This is a genomic window from Mesorhizobium sp. B1-1-1, assembly GCF_006442955.1.
GTDB lineage: Bacteria > Pseudomonadota > Alphaproteobacteria > Rhizobiales > Rhizobiaceae > Mesorhizobium.
In genome coordinates this window covers 266,993-282,363 of record NZ_VFWW01000008.1, presented here as the reverse complement: position 1 = coordinate 282,363, position 15,371 = coordinate 266,993, and the positions used below count along the sequence as shown (strand labels likewise).

14 protein-coding genes are annotated in these 15,371 nt (G+C 63.5%); 9 read left to right on the top strand and 5 right to left on the bottom strand.

Translation table 11 applies throughout. The features are described 5' to 3' along the window. Positions 1 to 125: 125 nt before the first annotated feature. From FJ986_RS18745 to FJ986_RS18730, 4 genes are all read left to right on the top strand, one after another. Positions 126 to 1,004, top strand: coding sequence for an ABC transporter permease (locus tag FJ986_RS18745; protein ID WP_140664778.1), 879 nt, complete (start codon positions 126 to 128; stop codon positions 1,002 to 1,004). Then, positions 1,001 to 2,155 carry an ABC transporter permease gene (locus FJ986_RS18740; protein WP_140580026.1) on the top strand — a complete coding sequence of 385 codons (1,155 nt, stop codon included), beginning with the start codon at positions 1,001 to 1,003 and terminating at the stop codon, positions 2,153 to 2,155. The genes FJ986_RS18745 and FJ986_RS18740 overlap by 4 nt, the downstream gene beginning before the upstream one ends. 37 nt (positions 2,156 to 2,192) lie before the next feature. Beyond that, positions 2,193 to 3,164: an ABC transporter substrate-binding protein gene (locus FJ986_RS18735; RefSeq protein WP_140495139.1), complete on the top strand. Its 972-nt coding sequence runs from the start codon at positions 2,193 to 2,195 to the stop codon at positions 3,162 to 3,164. 184 nt (positions 3,165 to 3,348) lie between these two features. Then, positions 3,349 to 3,798, top strand: coding sequence for a CHRD domain-containing protein (locus tag FJ986_RS18730; protein WP_140675420.1), 450 nt, complete (start codon positions 3,349 to 3,351; stop codon positions 3,796 to 3,798). An 87-nt stretch (positions 3,799 to 3,885) separates the two neighbouring features. Here the strand turns inward: FJ986_RS18730 and FJ986_RS18725 are convergent, their stop codons facing one another. The 3 genes from FJ986_RS18725 to FJ986_RS18715 all read right to left on the bottom strand — a co-directional run bounded on the left by FJ986_RS18725 (position 3,886) and on the right by FJ986_RS18715 (position 7,720). Next, positions 3,886 to 5,535 carry a thiamine pyrophosphate-binding protein gene (locus FJ986_RS18725; RefSeq protein WP_140495142.1) on the bottom strand — a complete coding sequence of 550 codons (1,650 nt, stop codon included), beginning with the start codon at positions 5,533 to 5,535 and terminating at the stop codon, positions 3,886 to 3,888. Further along, positions 5,532 to 6,704 carry a CaiB/BaiF CoA-transferase family protein gene (locus FJ986_RS18720; RefSeq protein WP_140675418.1) on the bottom strand — a complete coding sequence of 391 codons (1,173 nt, stop codon included), beginning with the start codon at positions 6,702 to 6,704 and terminating at the stop codon, positions 5,532 to 5,534. The genes FJ986_RS18725 and FJ986_RS18720 overlap by 4 nt, the downstream gene beginning before the upstream one ends. Positions 6,705 to 6,784: 80 nt before the next feature. After that, positions 6,785 to 7,720: an alpha/beta hydrolase gene (locus tag FJ986_RS18715; RefSeq protein ID WP_140675415.1), complete on the bottom strand. Its 936-nt coding sequence runs from the start codon at positions 7,718 to 7,720 to the stop codon at positions 6,785 to 6,787. 187 nt (positions 7,721 to 7,907) lie between these two features. Here FJ986_RS18715 and FJ986_RS18710 point away from each other — a divergent pair, with 187 nt between their 5' ends. From FJ986_RS18710 to FJ986_RS18695, 4 genes are all read left to right on the top strand, one after another. Then, positions 7,908 to 8,915: a ribonuclease gene (locus FJ986_RS18710; protein ID WP_140516644.1), complete on the top strand. Its 1,008-nt coding sequence runs from the start codon at positions 7,908 to 7,910 to the stop codon at positions 8,913 to 8,915. Positions 8,916 to 9,088: 173 nt separating this feature from the next. Continuing rightward, entirely contained in the window at positions 9,089 to 10,738 is a 1,650-nt protein-coding gene (gene ettA / locus FJ986_RS18705; protein ID WP_140516642.1) for an energy-dependent translational throttle protein EttA, read from the top strand. Positions 10,739 to 10,820: 82 nt separating this feature from the next. Beyond that, positions 10,821 to 11,636, top strand: coding sequence for a trans-aconitate 2-methyltransferase (gene tam / locus FJ986_RS18700; protein ID WP_140675412.1), 816 nt, complete (start codon positions 10,821 to 10,823; stop codon positions 11,634 to 11,636). Positions 11,637 to 11,857: 221 nt separating this feature from the next. Next, the gene (locus tag FJ986_RS18695) at positions 11,858 to 12,979 is read left to right on the top strand and encodes a beta-ketoacyl-ACP synthase III (RefSeq protein ID WP_140559509.1); all 1,122 of its coding nucleotides are present in this window, start codon (positions 11,858 to 11,860) and stop codon (positions 12,977 to 12,979) included. A gap of 15 nt (positions 12,980 to 12,994) precedes the next feature. Here FJ986_RS18695 and FJ986_RS18690 read toward each other — a convergent pair whose 3' ends face one another. Beyond that, positions 12,995 to 13,561: an isoprenylcysteine carboxylmethyltransferase family protein gene (locus FJ986_RS18690; protein ID WP_140675409.1), complete on the bottom strand. Its 567-nt coding sequence runs from the start codon at positions 13,559 to 13,561 to the stop codon at positions 12,995 to 12,997. 180 nt (positions 13,562 to 13,741) lie between these two features. On the opposite strand from FJ986_RS18690, the gene FJ986_RS18685 reads away from it, so the two are divergent. After that, on the top strand, positions 13,742 to 14,368 hold the full coding sequence (locus tag FJ986_RS18685; protein WP_140675406.1) for an MOSC domain-containing protein: 627 nt from the start codon (positions 13,742 to 13,744) through the stop codon (positions 14,366 to 14,368). Between the two features lie 48 nt (positions 14,369 to 14,416). Here the strand turns inward: FJ986_RS18685 and FJ986_RS18680 are convergent, their stop codons facing one another. Further along, positions 14,417 to 15,256, bottom strand: coding sequence for an SDR family oxidoreductase (locus FJ986_RS18680; RefSeq protein WP_140623116.1), 840 nt, complete (start codon positions 15,254 to 15,256; stop codon positions 14,417 to 14,419). Positions 15,257 to 15,371: the final 115 nt, after the last annotated feature.

Sequence of the window (15,371 nt, the reverse complement as noted above, 5' to 3'; positions counted from 1 at the left end):
CTAGGGTCTGCGCCGCGTCGCTTCGCTCCTTGCTTCGCCCTAGGATGACGAAGGCAAGGGCCCCCGACCTCCGCTTCGCTCCGGCCACCCTCTCCCCGGTGGGGAGAGGAGAAGGGCGGCGCTAGATGGACACCTTCCGCTCAAAGGTCATCCCGGTAACCTCCATCCTCGCCGGCGTGGTCGCACTCTGGTACGTCTTCGCCGTCATACTCAACACGCCGTTCCAGCGCGATCTCGACCAACGTGCCAACGAAACGCCCGGCACCGTCGAGTTCATCGGCAAGACGCTCTCGCAGCCGAAGCCGACGCTGCCGGCGCCGCACCAGGTGGCGGTGAACTTTTTCGAGAACACGTTCCTGCGCAACGTCACTTCGAACCGCAGCCTGGTCTACAATGCCTGGGTGACGCTGTCCTCGACGCTGCTGGGCTTTGCCTTCGGCACGGCGCTCGGCATCATCATCGCGGTGGGCATCGTACATGTGGCGACGCTCGACCGCAGCCTGATGCCATGGATCATCGCCTCGCAGACCATCCCGATCCTGGCGGTGGCGCCGATGATCATCGTGGTGCTGGCGGCGATCGGCATCACCGGCCTGATCCCGAAGGCGATGATTTCGACCTATCTGTCGTTCTTCCCGGTGACGGTTGGCATGGTGAAAGGCCTGCGCTCGCCCGAGATCATGCATCTCGACCTGATGCACACCTACAATGCCAGCCGTGCGCAGACCTTCTGGAAGCTGCGCGTGCCGGCCTCGGTGCCGTTCCTGTTCACCTCGATGAAGGTGGCGGTGGCGGCCAGTCTGGTCGGCGCCATTGTCGGCGAACTGCCGACGGGCGCCGTCGCCGGCATCGGCGCCAAGCTGCTCGCTGGCGCCTATTACAGCCAGTCCATCGACATCTGGTCGGCGCTTGTCGCGGGCTCGATCGTGGCCGCGCTGCTGGTCATGGTGGTCGGCATTGCCGGGCGCCTCGTCGACCGCGCCATGGGCGGGAGGCCGGCATGAACCGGCTGAAGCCTTCCTGGCAGGCTGTGCTGGCCATCGTGCTGTGCCTGATGGCGGTCGCACTCGGCGCCATGTCGAAGCCGGAAGCGGCGGCGCTAGCGGACCCGACAACCAGCGCCAACTATCCCTATCTCGGAACGAAGGGCCTGATGTTTGGCCTTGCCATGCTGACGGCCCTGGTCTCGATGATCAGGATTTCGCGCTTTGTGGAAGCGGTCGTACTGTTCGTCGGCGCCCACCTCGTCGCCTGGCTGCTGATCTCAGGTATCGCTGGTTTCGAAGGCACGGCACTGGCGCCGTATTTCGTGCTGCTCACGGCCGCCTGGCTGCTTGGCTGGCGCTGCGTCGCGGTGCTATCGGGACTGCACCCCACCGCAAGCTGGATGCGCACGGCGCTGCGCCTGATCATCCCCGCCATCTTCGGCGCCTGGATCCTGATCATCTGGGAAGCGGTGACGCGTGGCGCCGGCATCCCGTTCATCCTGTTGCCGCCGCCGAGCGCCATCGGCGCGCGCATCGCCAGTTCGCTGCCGATCCTTGGCGCCGATGTCCGGCAGACCATCTTCAAGGCTGTTATCTTCGGCTATATCGTGGGCAGCGGCGCCGGCTTTGTCACGGCCATTCTCGCCGACCGGGTGCCGTTCCTGCGGCGCGGCCTGCTGCCCATCGGCAACATGGTCTCGGCGCTGCCGATCATCGGCGTGGCGCCGATCATGGTGATGTGGTTCGGCTTCGACTGGCAGTCCAAGGCGGCTGTCGTCATCATCATGACCTTCTTCCCGATGCTGGTGAACACCGTCGCCGGTCTGGCCGCGTCCGGCCATATGGAGCGCGACCTGATGCGCACCTATGCGTCGGGCTACTGGCCGACGCTTATCAAGCTCAGGCTGCCGGCCGCCGCTCCCTTCATCTTCAACGCGCTGAAGATCAACTCGACGCTGGCGCTGATCGGCGCCATCGTCGCCGAGTTCTTCGGCACGCCCGTCGTCGGCATGGGCTTCCGCATCTCGACCGAAGTCGGACGGATGAACATCGACATGGTCTGGGCCGAAATCGCAGTTGCAGCCCTTGCGGGTTCGGTCTTTTATGGTGTGGTCGCTCTTGTCGAAAGAGCCGTCACGTTTTGGCATCCCTCTGTCCGTGGTGGATAGGGGCGGTGGGTTTGGGCACTAACTCCAGAGGGAAAAAATGAAAAGACTGATTGTTCCTGTACTGGCCGGCGCGATGTCGCTGGCCGCGTTCCAGGCAATGGCCGCCGACAAGGTGACGTTGCAGCTGAAATGGGTCACGCAGGCCCAGTTTGCCGGCTATTACGTCGCCAAGGCGAAGGGCTTCTACGAGGCCGAGGGTCTCGACGTCGACATCAAGCCGGGCGGTCCCGACATTGCGCCCGAGCAGGTGATCGCCGGCGGCGGCGCCGATGTCATCGTCGACTGGATGGGCGGCGCGCTGGCAGCCCGCGAAAAGGGCGTGCCGCTGGTCAACATCGCCCAGCCGTTCAAGAAGGCCGGCATGGAACTGGTCTGTCCGAAAGACGGCCCGATCAAGACCGAAGCCGACTTCAAGGGCCACACGCTCGGCGTCTGGTTCTTCGGCAACGAATATCCGTTCTACGCCTGGATGAACAAGCTTGGCCTCAAGACCGATGGCGGCCCGGACGGCGTCACCGTTCTCAAGCAGAGCTTTGACGTGCAGCCGCTGATTCAGAAGCAGGCGGATTGCATCTCGGTCATGACCTACAATGAATATTGGCAGCTGATCGACGCCGGCTACAAGCCGGAGCAGCTCACCGTGTTCAACTACTCGGCGATGGGCAACGACCTGCTCGAGGACGGGCTTTATGCCTCGGAGGACAAGCTCAAGGATCCGGCCTTCGAGGACAAGATGGTGCGTTTCGTGCGCGCCTCGATGAAGGGTTGGAAATACGCCGTCGACAACAATGACGAAGCGGCGGAGATCGTCATGGATGGTGGCGGCCAGGACGAGAATCACCAGAAGCGTATGATGAGCGAAGTCGCCAAGCTCATCGACAATGCCGACGGCAAGCTCGACCCGGCGACCTATGAGCGTACCGCCAAGGCGTTGCTCGACCAGAAGATCATCACCAAGGAGCCGAAGGGCGCCTATACCACCGCGATCACCGACAAGGCGATCAAGTAGGCCTCAAAGCGGCCTCGTGACGGGGCTTGATGGACGATGTTGGAGGGGCGGGCGACCGCCCCTTTTTCATGCGGCCAAATCACAAAAGCGTGTGCCTGGATACATTGGGGCGGCCGAGCGTTGCGTCGGAGGCATGCGCGTGCGGGGAGCCACGGCGGATGCTACAGCCAATCGGAGGTTCTTCATGCGCACACAGACCGTCTTGCCGACGCTTTCGGCGCTGGCCATTTCGACCGCTTTCCTGTTCGCGTCGCCGGCCCTGGCCGACATGATGAAGTTCAAGGCGACGCTCGATGGCAGCCAGCAGAGCCCACCCGTTACCACCAAGGGCAAGGGAACCGCCACATTCACCTTTGACACCGCCAAGAAGAAACTCAATTGGAACGTCAAATACTCCGGCCTCAGCGGGCCGGCGACGGCCGCACATATTCATGGCCCGGCCGCGAAGGGGGAAAATGCGGACCCCGTAATCCCGTTCAAAAAACTCAAGAGCCCGATCAAGGGATCGGCGACATTGACCGATACGCAGGTGACCGATCTGGAAGCCGGCAAATATTACGTCAACATACACACCGCGGCCAACAAGGACGGCGAGATCCGCGGTCAGATCGAAAAGGCGGCGGCGTCGATGTAACGCGACGTCGCTCGGGGCGCGCGCCCGTATTTGCTTGCGAAAGCTTTGCGGGACAGCGCCGCCCTTTCTCCTGCCGGAAACCGACTTTCAGGCCTTGTCTCTTATCTGCGTCATCGTTCGGGTCGGGGTGATTGCCTCCGGATCGAGCCGGATTTCGACGATTGCCGGCTTGCCGCTGGCGCGAGCACGCTCGAAGGCAGGGGCGAAGTCGGCGGTTTTCTCCACCGTTTCGCCATGGCCACCATAGGCACGCGCCAGGGCGGCGAAGTCCGGATTCTTGAGGTCCGTGGCCACCACCCGCCCGGGGTATTCACGCTCCTGGTGCATGCGGATGGTGCCGTAGATGCCATTATTGACGACGATGACGATGATCGGCAACCCGTATTGTACGGCGGTGGCGAATTCCTGCCCGTTCATCAGGAAGCAGCCGTCGCCGGCGAAAGCGACTACGGTGCGATCCGGATAAAGCGCCTTGGCCGCTACCGCCGCCGGCGTTCCGTAACCCATCGAGCCTGAGGTCGGCGCGCCCTGTGTGGCAAAGCGGCGGAAGCGATGGAAGCGGTGCACCCACGTGGCGTAGTTGCCGGCGCCGTTGGTCAGGATGGCATCGTCGGGCAGCACCGTTTCGAGATAGGTCATGATCGGCCCCATCTGGACGGCGCCCGGACCGCTTTCCGGTGGGGTCGACCAGTCGAGATAAGCGGCATGGAGCTTTGCCGTCTCCGCCGCCCAGCCCGGCGATGCCGGTCCCTTCCGGTTGGCGAAGGCGCGCACGAAGGCGGCGGGCGAGGCGTTGATCGCAAGCGTTGGACGGTAGACGCGGCCTAGTTCGCCGGCATCGGGGTGGACATGGACCAGCGTCTGGTCAGGGTAGGGGCTCTTCAGCAGCGTATAGTCCGAGGACGGCATCTCGCCCATGCGGCCGCCGATCAGCAGCACCAGATCGGCCTGCTTGATTGCTGTCGCCAGCTTCGGGTTGATGCCGATGCCGACATCGCCGGCATAGTTCGGGTGCAGATGATCGAACAGCATCTGGCGGCGGAAGGAGCAGCCGACCGGTAGCGACCACGCCTCGGCGATGCGGGTGATTTCCTGAACAGCCTGGAAATCCCAACGTGTGCCGCCCAGGATCGCGATCGGTCGTTTGGCGGCATTGAGCAGCGCCTCGAGCCGGTCGAGTTCGGCTTCGGCGGGGCTGGTCTCGACCGGGGTGTAGGCGATCGCGGCCGGTGCATCGACGACACTGGTCAGCATGTCTTCCGGCAGCGAGATGACGACGGGACCTGGGCGTCCGGAGGTCGCCACGGCAAAGGCGCGGGTGACGAATTCGGGAATACGCGACGCATCGTCGATCTCTACCACCCATTTTGCGATGTCGCCAAAGAACCTGACATAGTCCACTTCCTGGAAGGCCTCGCGCTGCTTGGCGTGGCTGGCGACCTGGCCGATGAACAGGATCACGGGAACTGAATCCTGCATGGCGATATGGATGCCGGCGGAGGCATTGGTGGCGCCGGGGCCGCGGGTGACGAAGCAGATACCGGGTTTGCCGGTCAGGCGGCCTTGGCAGTCGGCCATCATGGCGGCGCCACCCTCCTGGCGGCAGACGATGGTGCGGATCGCCGAATCGTGCAGCGCGTCGAGCACCGCGAGGTAGGATTCGCCTGGCACGCAGAAGATACGGTCGGTGCCGTTGGCCTCGAGCGCGTCGACGATCAATTGTCCGCCGGTTTTCATTTTGCTCTCTCCAGTTCGGCAAGGATTTCGTCAGTATGTTCGCCCAGGCGGGGCGAGGGGCGCTCATAGACGAGCGGTGTTTCGGACATGATCATCGGTGCGCGAACCGAGGGCAGAAGATTGCCATGGCCGTCGTCGAGATCGAGCCGCATGCCGCGCGCGATCGCCTGCGGGTCGGCGAACATCTGTCCGATCGTGTTGATCGGGCTCGCCGGCACGCTGGCCGCTTCCAGCTTGGCCAGCAGCGGGTCGCGATCCTTGGTCTTCAGCGCCTCGACGATCCGCTCGCGTAGCGCCGCCCGGTTGGCGACGCGGGCCGGATTGGTGGCGAAATCGGGATTGCCGGGCAATTCGTCCAGCCCGACCACCGCGCAGAACCTGGCGAACTGGCCGTCATTGCCGACCGCCAGGATGATGTGACCGTCCCGGACCGGCAGCACCTCGTAGGGCGCGATGTTCATATGCGCGTTGCCCATCTGCACAGGCGACTTGCCGGAGACGAGATAGTTGAGGTTCTGATTGCCGAGCGCCGAGATCTGGGTGTCGAACAATGCCATGTCGATGTGCTGGCCTTCGCCGGTTTTTTCGGCGTGGCGAAGGGCCGCCTGGATGGCGATGACGGAATAGAGGCCAGTGAAGATGTCGGAGATGGCGACGCCGGCCTTCTGCGGCTCGCGTCCCGCCTCGCCGGTGATCGACATCATGCCGGCCATGCCCTGGATGATGAAATCGTAGCCGGCGCGCGGCGCGTACGGACCGTCCTGGCCGAATCCGGTGATCGAGCAATAAACGAGGCGCGGATTGATCTTGCGCAGGCTGTCATAGTCGAGTCCGTATTTCTTCAAACCGCCAAGCTTGAAGTTTTCGATCAGCACGTCAGACGTTGCCACCAGCCGGCGCACGGTTTCGGCGCCCTCCGGTGTCGAAAAATCGATGGCGATGGAGCGCTTGCCGCGATTGCAGGAATGGTAATAGGCGGCCGACAGGTTCTCGCCATCCTTGCCCATGACGAAGGGGGGGCCCCATTTGCGGGTGTCGTCGCCGCCGTCCGGGCTTTCGATCTTGATGACGTCGGCGCCGAGATCAGCAAGCAACTGCCCGGCCCAAGGCCCGGCAAGGATGCGGGCGAGTTCGACGACGCGGACGCCTTTCAGCGGGGGCTCAGCCATAAATCACCAGAATTGGTCGGAACCGAAGCCTCTATCAACAGAGATTGCCGCTGTCACGGCTCTTGCAATGGGCCAACGCTTCATCGCGTCAGGATCGTCTCGGCCCATGCCGCGAAATCGTCCATGACGATGTCGCGATTCACCTCGTTCAGGCTTTCGTGGCGGGTCTCGCTGTAAACCTTTGAAACGAGATTCGAAAAGCCCATTTTGCGCATGCGTCCGGCAAGCTGGATGATCCCTTTGCCATAATCCGAGGCAGGGTCTTTTTCGCCCCCCACGACGCTGACGGACAGGTCGCGCCGAACGCCGGCAAAAGCTGCGTCCCTGCCGCCATTGAGCGCCATCTGGACGACATCGCGCCACATCGACACTGAGGCGTCCCAGCCGCATAGCGGGTCGGCGATGTATTTGTCGACCTCGGCCCCGTCGCGTGACAGCCAGTCGAACAAGGTCCGGTGGTTGGGCACCGCCTTGCCCCAGGCCTGGAAGGTGAGCTTCGGCAGCAGGCGCGATGGGACGTCCGAGCCGAGCCGCATCCTTTCCCATGCAAGGATGCCGAGCGCCACCTGCCCGAGCAGGCCAGCTGAAAAATTGCCATTCCAGATGGCGGCGGCGTGAACGCGGTTCGAATGGGCCAGGAGAAAGTTCAGCGCCACGGACGCGCCCATCGAATGGCCGAACAGGATGACGGGCAGGCCCGGCTGCTCCCTGGCGATGAGATCATGGATGGCGCCGACATCGGCGATGACCTTGGCGGGGCCGTCCTCATGCGCGAACCTGCCCAGCGGTGCGTCGGGCGCCTTCGTTGCGCCATGGCCGCGATGATCGTGAACATAGACGCTAAAGCCGCCGCGCGCGCCCAGGAAATCGGCAAAACGATCATAGCGCGCCGCATGTTCTGCCAGACCGTGATTGATCTGGATGACGGCGCGCGGATGGCCGTCGGCCTGCCGGACCAGAAGATTGAGGTCGGCGCCGGTCGGCGAACGGACCATGCGCTGCTGGCTGAATGACATTCAGTGATTTCCACCCTGGCCCGCCTCGGTGGCGCCGGCCTTGTTTGCGCCGGGGCCGGTTCAGCGTCAATCCGCCATTCCGGATTTCTCGCGATGATGTTTCTTGCATCTGGCCGGTGGAATATCGCAATTCTGACATGGAGACAGCTTCAGTCTGTCGCCCACCTTTTTCATCCAGGGATTCCCCATGCGCATTGCTGTTGTTTTCGGATTGGCCATGTTGGCGGCATCGTTAACGGGTGCGGCCCATGCCGACGTCAGGATGAGTGGCACCTTCGTTGCCGACGCCTCCTGTCCGGCGACGCAAGCCATCAAGAACGGCAAGAATCCCGGCAATGTCTCGACTGATGCCGGACAGAGCTATCAACTGCTGGCGGGCAACAAGGATGCGCCGACGCACTATCTCATTCTGGTGCCGGGCGCAGATCCGGATCGGCGCTGGGTGAAGGTCAGTTGCGGACATCTCTCCGGCAGCAGCGCAGCAACGCTGCCGGCGACCCCCGGCGGGCAGGGCAAGCCGGCGGCGTCGGGAAAACCCGAATATGTCTTCGCGCTGAGCTGGCAGCCGGCTTTTTGCGAGACCAAGTCCAGCAAGAGCGAATGCAAGGCACAAAACCCGAATGAATTCGATGCCAGCAACTTCACCTTGCACGGCCTGTGGCCGCAGCCGAACGGGAACTTCTATTGCCAGGTACCGGCCAGCGACAAGGCCAACGACAGTCCGGCGCACTGGAAGGATCTTCCGCCTGTCAATTTGGACGCCGGCACGCGCACGGAACTCGACAAGGTGATGCCGGGCACTGCTTCGCAGTTGGAGCGGCATGAATGGATCAAGCACGGCACCTGCTACGGCAAGAACCAGCAGGAGTACTTTTCCGACGCACTCAGCCTGATGCGTGCGGTGAACGGCTCAGCGGTGCGCGATCTCTTCGCCAAGAACATCGGCGGCAAGCTGACGGCGGATCAGATCCGCGGCGCCTTCGACCAGGCCTTTGGCGCCGGCGCCGGCGATCGCGTGCGCGTCTCCTGCGTCATCGATCCGTCGAGCGGCCGGCGGCTGATCGGAGAGTTGACGCTTGGCCTTGCCGGTCCGATCGGCCCAAACAGCTCGCTCAAGGACCTGCTGCTGGCCTCGGTGCCGACCAACAAGGCCGGTTGCCCGACCGGAACCGTCGACGCAATCGGGTTCCAGTAGGCCCTGAGCTCATTCCAGCCGGCAGGCAGGCCGGGGCGCCAACGCCCGTTGTTGTGCGGCCTGTGATCGGTTCGATGCGGCGAAAGCGATTGCCGTTCGGCTCCGCATCGCCTACATAGCGGCCAACCTCCATTCAGATCGACAAATCAGTCAGTTTTTCAGGGAAAGCGCGCGTGGCACGCCAGTTCATCTATCACATGTCAGGCCTGTCAAAGGCCTACGGCACCAAGAAGGTGCTCGATAACGTTCATCTGTCCTTCTACCCGGACGCCAAGATCGGCATTCTCGGTCCTAACGGTTCGGGTAAGTCGACCATCCTGCGCATCATGGCCGGGCTCGACAAGGAGTTCCAGGGCGAGGCGTGGCTGGCCGAAGGCGCCACGGTCGGCTACCTGGCGCAGGAGCCGCAGCTCGACAACAGCAAGACCGTGCGTGAAAACGTCATGGACGGCGTCGGCAGGAAGACCGCCATCATCGAGCGCTACAACGAATTGATGATGAACTATTCCGACGAGACGGCAGACGAGTCGGCCAAGCTCCAGGACGAGATGGATCGGCTCAACCTTTGGGACCTCGAGCAGCAGGTCGAGATGGCGATGGACGCGCTGCAGTGCCCGCCGGCCGATTCCGAGGTGACCAATCTGTCGGGCGGCGAGCGCCGCCGCGTGGCGCTGTGCCGGCTGCTCCTGGAACAGCCCGACCTGCTTTTGCTCGACGAGCCGACCAACCATCTCGACGCCGAGACCACGGCGTGGCTGGAAAAGCACCTGCGCGACTATCCGGGCTCGGTGCTGATCATCACCCACGACCGCTACTTCCTCGACAACGTCACGGGATGGATTCTCGAGCTCGATCGCGGCCGTGGCATCCCTTACGAGGGCAACTACACCAAATATCTCGACGCCAAGGCCAAACGCCTGATCCAGGAAGGCCGCGAGGACGACGCCCGCCAGAAGTCGATCTGGCGCGAGCGTGAGTGGATCCAATCCTCGCCGAAGGCGCGCCAGACCAAGTCCAAGGCCCGTATCAAGGCCTATGAGGAACTGGTCGAGCAGTCGCAGAATCGCAAGCCGACCGACACGCAGATCGTCATTCCGTCGGGCGAGCGCCTCGGCAATGTCGTCATCGAGGTTGAAGGGCTCACCAAGGGCTTCGGCGATGAGCTTTTGATCGAGGACCTGTCGTTCAGGCTGCCGCCGGGCGGCATTGTCGGCGTCATCGGCCCGAACGGCGCCGGCAAGACGACGCTGTTCAAGACCTTCACTGGCCAGGAAAAGCCTGATGCGGGGTCGATCCGCATCGGCGAGACGGTCAAGCTCGGCTATGTCGACCAGAGCCGTGACGCGCTGGACTCGAACAAGACGGTGTGGGAAGAAATCTCCGGTGGCGCCGAAGTCATCAAGCTTGGCAAGCACGAGGTCAACAGCCGCGCCTATTGCTCGTCCTTCAACTTCCGTGGCGGCGATCAGCAGCAGAAGGTCGGCAACCTTTCGGGCGGCCAACGCAACCGCGTGCATCTGGCCAAGATGCTCAAAGGCGGCGGCAATGTGCTTTTGCTCGACGAACCGACCAACGACCTCGACACCGAGACGCTGAGCGCGCTCGAAGACGCGCTGGAAGCCTATGCCGGCTGCGCTGTCATCATCAGCCACGACCGCATGTTCCTCGATCGCATGGCGACCCACATGCTCGCCTTCGAGGGCGACGCGCATGTCGAATGGTTCGAAGGCAATTTCGAGGAGTATGAGAAGGACAAGCTTCGCCGCCTGGGCGCGGAGGCGGCGGCTCCGCACCGCATGACGCATAAGAGGCTGACGCGGTAAGGGCCGTTATTGCAGTGGCGGTTCCGGGTCGGCGACGACGGGATCGTCACCCAATTGGGATAGCCGGCTTGTCGCGCCGGTCATGGAAGGTGGCAACCGCTGCGAGGTCTTACCGTTGAACAGCCCAGCAAAGCCCGATTGGTCCGCCGCCCAATATTTGAAGTTCGAGGACGAGCGCACGCGTCCTGTGCGCGACTTGGTGGCGCAGGTGCCGGTCGACTTCCCCCGCAGGGTTGTCGACATAGGCTGCGGGCCGGGCAATTCGACGGAGCTTCTGGTCGCGCGCTGGCCGGATGCACAGGTGAGCGGCTTCGACACGTCTCCCGACATGATCGAGAAGGCTAGGGCACGCCTGCCCAATGTCAGCTTCGACCTTGCCGATGCCTCGACATGGGCGCCGGCTCAACCGGTCGATGTGATCTTCGCCAATGCCGTGTTCCAGTGGCTGCCGGAACATCCTGATGTCTTCCAGCGGCTGATGGGTTTTCTTGCGCCCGGCGGCGCGCTCGCCGTGCAGATGCCAGACAATATGGGCGAGGATTCCCACAGGCTGATGCGCGAGACCGCCGCCGAAATGCCGTTCGCAGCCAAGCTGAAGGGGGCGGCGCGCGCGCCGCTGCCGCCGGTGTCGTTCTATTATGATCTGTTGTCGCCGCTCTCGGACCGGCTCGACATCTGGCACACGGTCTATAACCATCCGCTGGCCGACGCCGGGGCGATCGTGGAATGGGTGAAGTCGACGGGCTTGAAGCCTTTTGTCGACCCGCTCGATGCGGACGAGAAGATGCTGTTCCTCGAAAGCTACACGGCCAGGATCGCCAAGGCCTATAAGAAGACCGCAAATGGCAAGGTGCTGTTGCGTTTCCCGCGCATTTTCATTGTCGCCAAGCGGGCTTGAACGACCAACGTCGATGAGGAGCCGGGGCAGTTCGTGTGCAGCCGCGACGGCGGCGCATGCTGGAACAACTCACAGACTAACACCAAACTGTGCGCATGGTGAGGGGACGCGGGAACCGGTTTAAGCTGGCATAAACCGGCTCAATGCGACAAGGGTTGCGCCGGGCCTCCCTTACGCCCACATCAAAGCCCCTGAACGCCTGCGGATGGGACGGACTGGACATGCATCGCGTCATCATCAGCGGTATCGGCGTCGAAATCCCCGAGCCTGAGATCAGCAATGAGGAACTGGTCGCCAGTTTCAACAGCTGGGTCGACACGGAAAACGCGCGCCGGTCGGGCACGGACCAGCCGCTGCTGCAGAAATCGGACAGCGACTTCATCGTCCACGCCTCGGGCGTGCGCAGCCGTCATGTGATCGAGCGCGAAGGCATACTCGACCCGACCCGTATGGCACCGCGCATTCCGGCGCGGCCGGACGATGCGCTGTCGCTGGAGGCCGAGTTCGGCATCGCTTCGGCCCGCAAGGCGCTTGACCATGCCGGGTTGCTGCCCTCCGATATCGACCTAGTGATCTGCTCGGCCTCGCACCACCAGCGGCCCTATCCGGCGATCGCCATCGAGATGCAGCAGGCCCTGGGCACCAAGGGGGCGGGCTTCGACATGGGGCTCGGCTGTTCCTCCGCCGCGGCAGCATTGCACATGGCGGTCAATCTCGTGCGTGCGGGCGCCCACAAGCGCATCCTAGTGACGACGCCCGAGATCATCACCGGCCATCTCAATTTCCGCGACCGGCAGACGCATTTCATCTTCGGCGACGCCTCGGTGTCGATGGTGGTCGAAGGGCTGGCACTCGGCGAGAAACGGCCGGGACGTTTCGAAGTGCTCGACACGCGCATCTGGACGCAGATGTCGAACAACATCCGCACCAATCTCGGCTACCACACCCGCACCGCACAGGACGATCCCTACAGGATCGATCTGGAGGGCAATCTGATCAAGCAGGTCGGCAACAAGGTGTTCAAGGAAGTCACCGTCGCCGGGCACAAATTCATCGTGGAGTTCCTGGCCGAGCACGGCCTGACGCCGCAGGCGGTGCGACGCTTCTGGCTGCACCAGGCCAATGCGCGCATGAACGCCATGATCCTGAAACTCTCATTCGGCCACGAGGTCGATCATGACCGCGCGCCCATGGTGCTGGAGCGTCTCGGCAACACGGCGGGCGCCGGCGCCATCGTCGCGCTGTCGGAGAACCATGCCGACATGAAGGCGGGCGACTTCGGGCTGATCTGCGCTTTCGGCGCGGGGTATTCGATCGGCGGCGCGCTGCTGCGGATGCTGTAGGACGCGCTTGCCGCTTCAGGCCGGCGAAAAGGGAACGAGCATCGGCACGCGGCGCGCGTAATCGTCATAGGCGGGCCCAAGCTCGCCGCGCAGGAAACTTTCCTCCAGCCTCGCCTTGATGACGATCCCGACAAGCAGCAGGGCGGCGCCCGCGACGCCCCATACCGTGCCCTTGACGGCCATGGTGGCGAGGACCGAAAGCAGCAGGCCGGTATAGATCGGATGACGGACAAGCGCGTAAGGGCCGGTGTCGATGATGCGATGATCGGCCTTGGCCGTTACCGTGCTGGACCACAGCCGGCCGAGATGCAGGCGGGCCCACCATGCAAAGCCGATGCCGATGGCGATCAAGGCGACGCAAATCCAGGCTTGGGTGAGCGTCGGTGTCCAGAGCCGAAGCCGACCCACATAGCCGTGCGCCGGGACGAACAGCAGGACGGTACCGGCGAGCCAGAGAACCCGATATCGCGCCTCCGCCCTGAAATCCGCCCGCTTGCGCACGGGATCGGCCCATGATGCGGCAAGGATCCACGATACCAGCCAGAACAACCAGAGCGCGGCAACGGCGTGTCCCACCTGCATGACCCGAACCTCCTCCCGATCTGGCGCCATCGTCTATGCCCGCGGCGCGGCGGCAATGCGGTGCGCTGAGGACGGCAACGGCGTTTCCGGTAAGAAAGTCGTGATCGGCATCAAACGGCGTGATCGGATCATCAGCGCTTTCGACTGGACCGCATTGCGGAGGGCCTCTAGACGAGACTGATGCAGGAAACCAACCTCGACCTTTTTCCGGCGGACCTGACGGTCGACATCGTGCCGGGCCGCAAGCTGGCGGCAAGAGCGGCGGCGCTCTATGCCGCTCCGTTCGACCATTTCGAAACCAAGGCGGTCGAGGAATTGCAGTTGGGCTTCGACGGCATAGCGGGCGATTTTCATGCCGGGATAACGCGACGCTCCGGCGGGCGCGAACCCTGGTATCAGCGCGGCACCGAGATGCGCAACGAGAGACAATTGTCGCTGGTGTCGGCGGACGAACTCGCGCTGGTCGCCGAACGCATGGGCCTCAAGGAGATCAAGCCTGAGTGGATCGGCGCCAATTTGCTGATCGAAGGGATACCGCATCTTTCGATGCTGCCATCCGGCTCGCTGCTGTTCTTCAAGGGCGGCGTGACGGTCAAGATCGATGCCCAGAACAAGCCATGCCGCGTCGCCGGACACTCGATCTCCGAGCATGTCCGGGCGGCGGACCGCGACGCCACCGCGCTGCTCTTCCCGAAAGTCGCCAAGCGGCTGCGGGGCCTTGTCGCCTGGGTCGAGAAGCCCGGAATCGTCAGGTCCGGCGAGGAAATCTCCGTGCGGGTGCCCGAGCAGTGGATTTATCGCGCCTGACGAGGCAGCCTCGCCGCCGCTCGAAACGGCGTGGGCTGAGTGATCCGACTAGGCGTTGCGGTTCTTGTTGGCGCCTTGCGCCATGACCGAGACGTGGTCCCACTTTTCCCACGTGGCGATGCGATTGGCGTATTCCTGTTTGATCATCGGCAGCCCGCCGTCGCCGAAGAATACCCTGAGAGGCGGCTCGGCCGCGTCGACGATGGCCAGCATCGCCGGTCCGGTGGCCTCGGGATCGCCGGCCACGGCGCGGCTGCGGCGCTCCGCCATGGCGGCGCGGACGGGCGCATAGGCGTCCAGCGCTTTGGAGACCTTGGCCGACGGACCGGCCCAGTCGGTGGAGAAGCCGCCGGGCTCGACCAGCGTGACATGGATGCCGAACTCGGCGACCTCGAGGCTCAGCGACTGGCTGAAAGCTTCCAGCGCCCATTTCGAGGCGTGGTAGAGGCCAAGCGAGGCGAAGGCATTGACGCCGCCGATCGAAGAGATCTGGATGATGTGGCCGGAGCGCTGCGCACGCATGATCGGCAAGGCGGCCTGGGTGACCCACAGCGCGCCGAACACATTGGTTTCGATCTGGTCGCGGGCTTCCTGCTCGCTGACCTCCTCGATGGCGCCGAAATGGCCATAGCCGGCATTGTTGACGACGACGTCGAGCCGGCCAAAGCGCTTGTGCGCCCCGGTGATTGCGGCATCGACGGCTTTCTTGTCGGTGACGTCGAGCTCTATCGCGGCGATGTTGTCGCCATATTTCTCGACGAGAGCGGCGAGTGTGCCGGCATCGCGGGCGGTTGCCGCGACGCGGTCGCCGCGGGCGAGCGCGGCCTCGGCCCAGACCCGGCCAAAACCTTTCGACGATCCGGTGATGAACCAAACCTTGTTTGTCATGATGAAGTCCTTGCCCGTGCAAACTGGAATTTTTTCAGAGATAAGTGGAGGCCTCTCCGCTTTGTGCCATGTACGGTGCGTCCCGCGACTTTCCAGAGGCGGTGGCGGAATTATT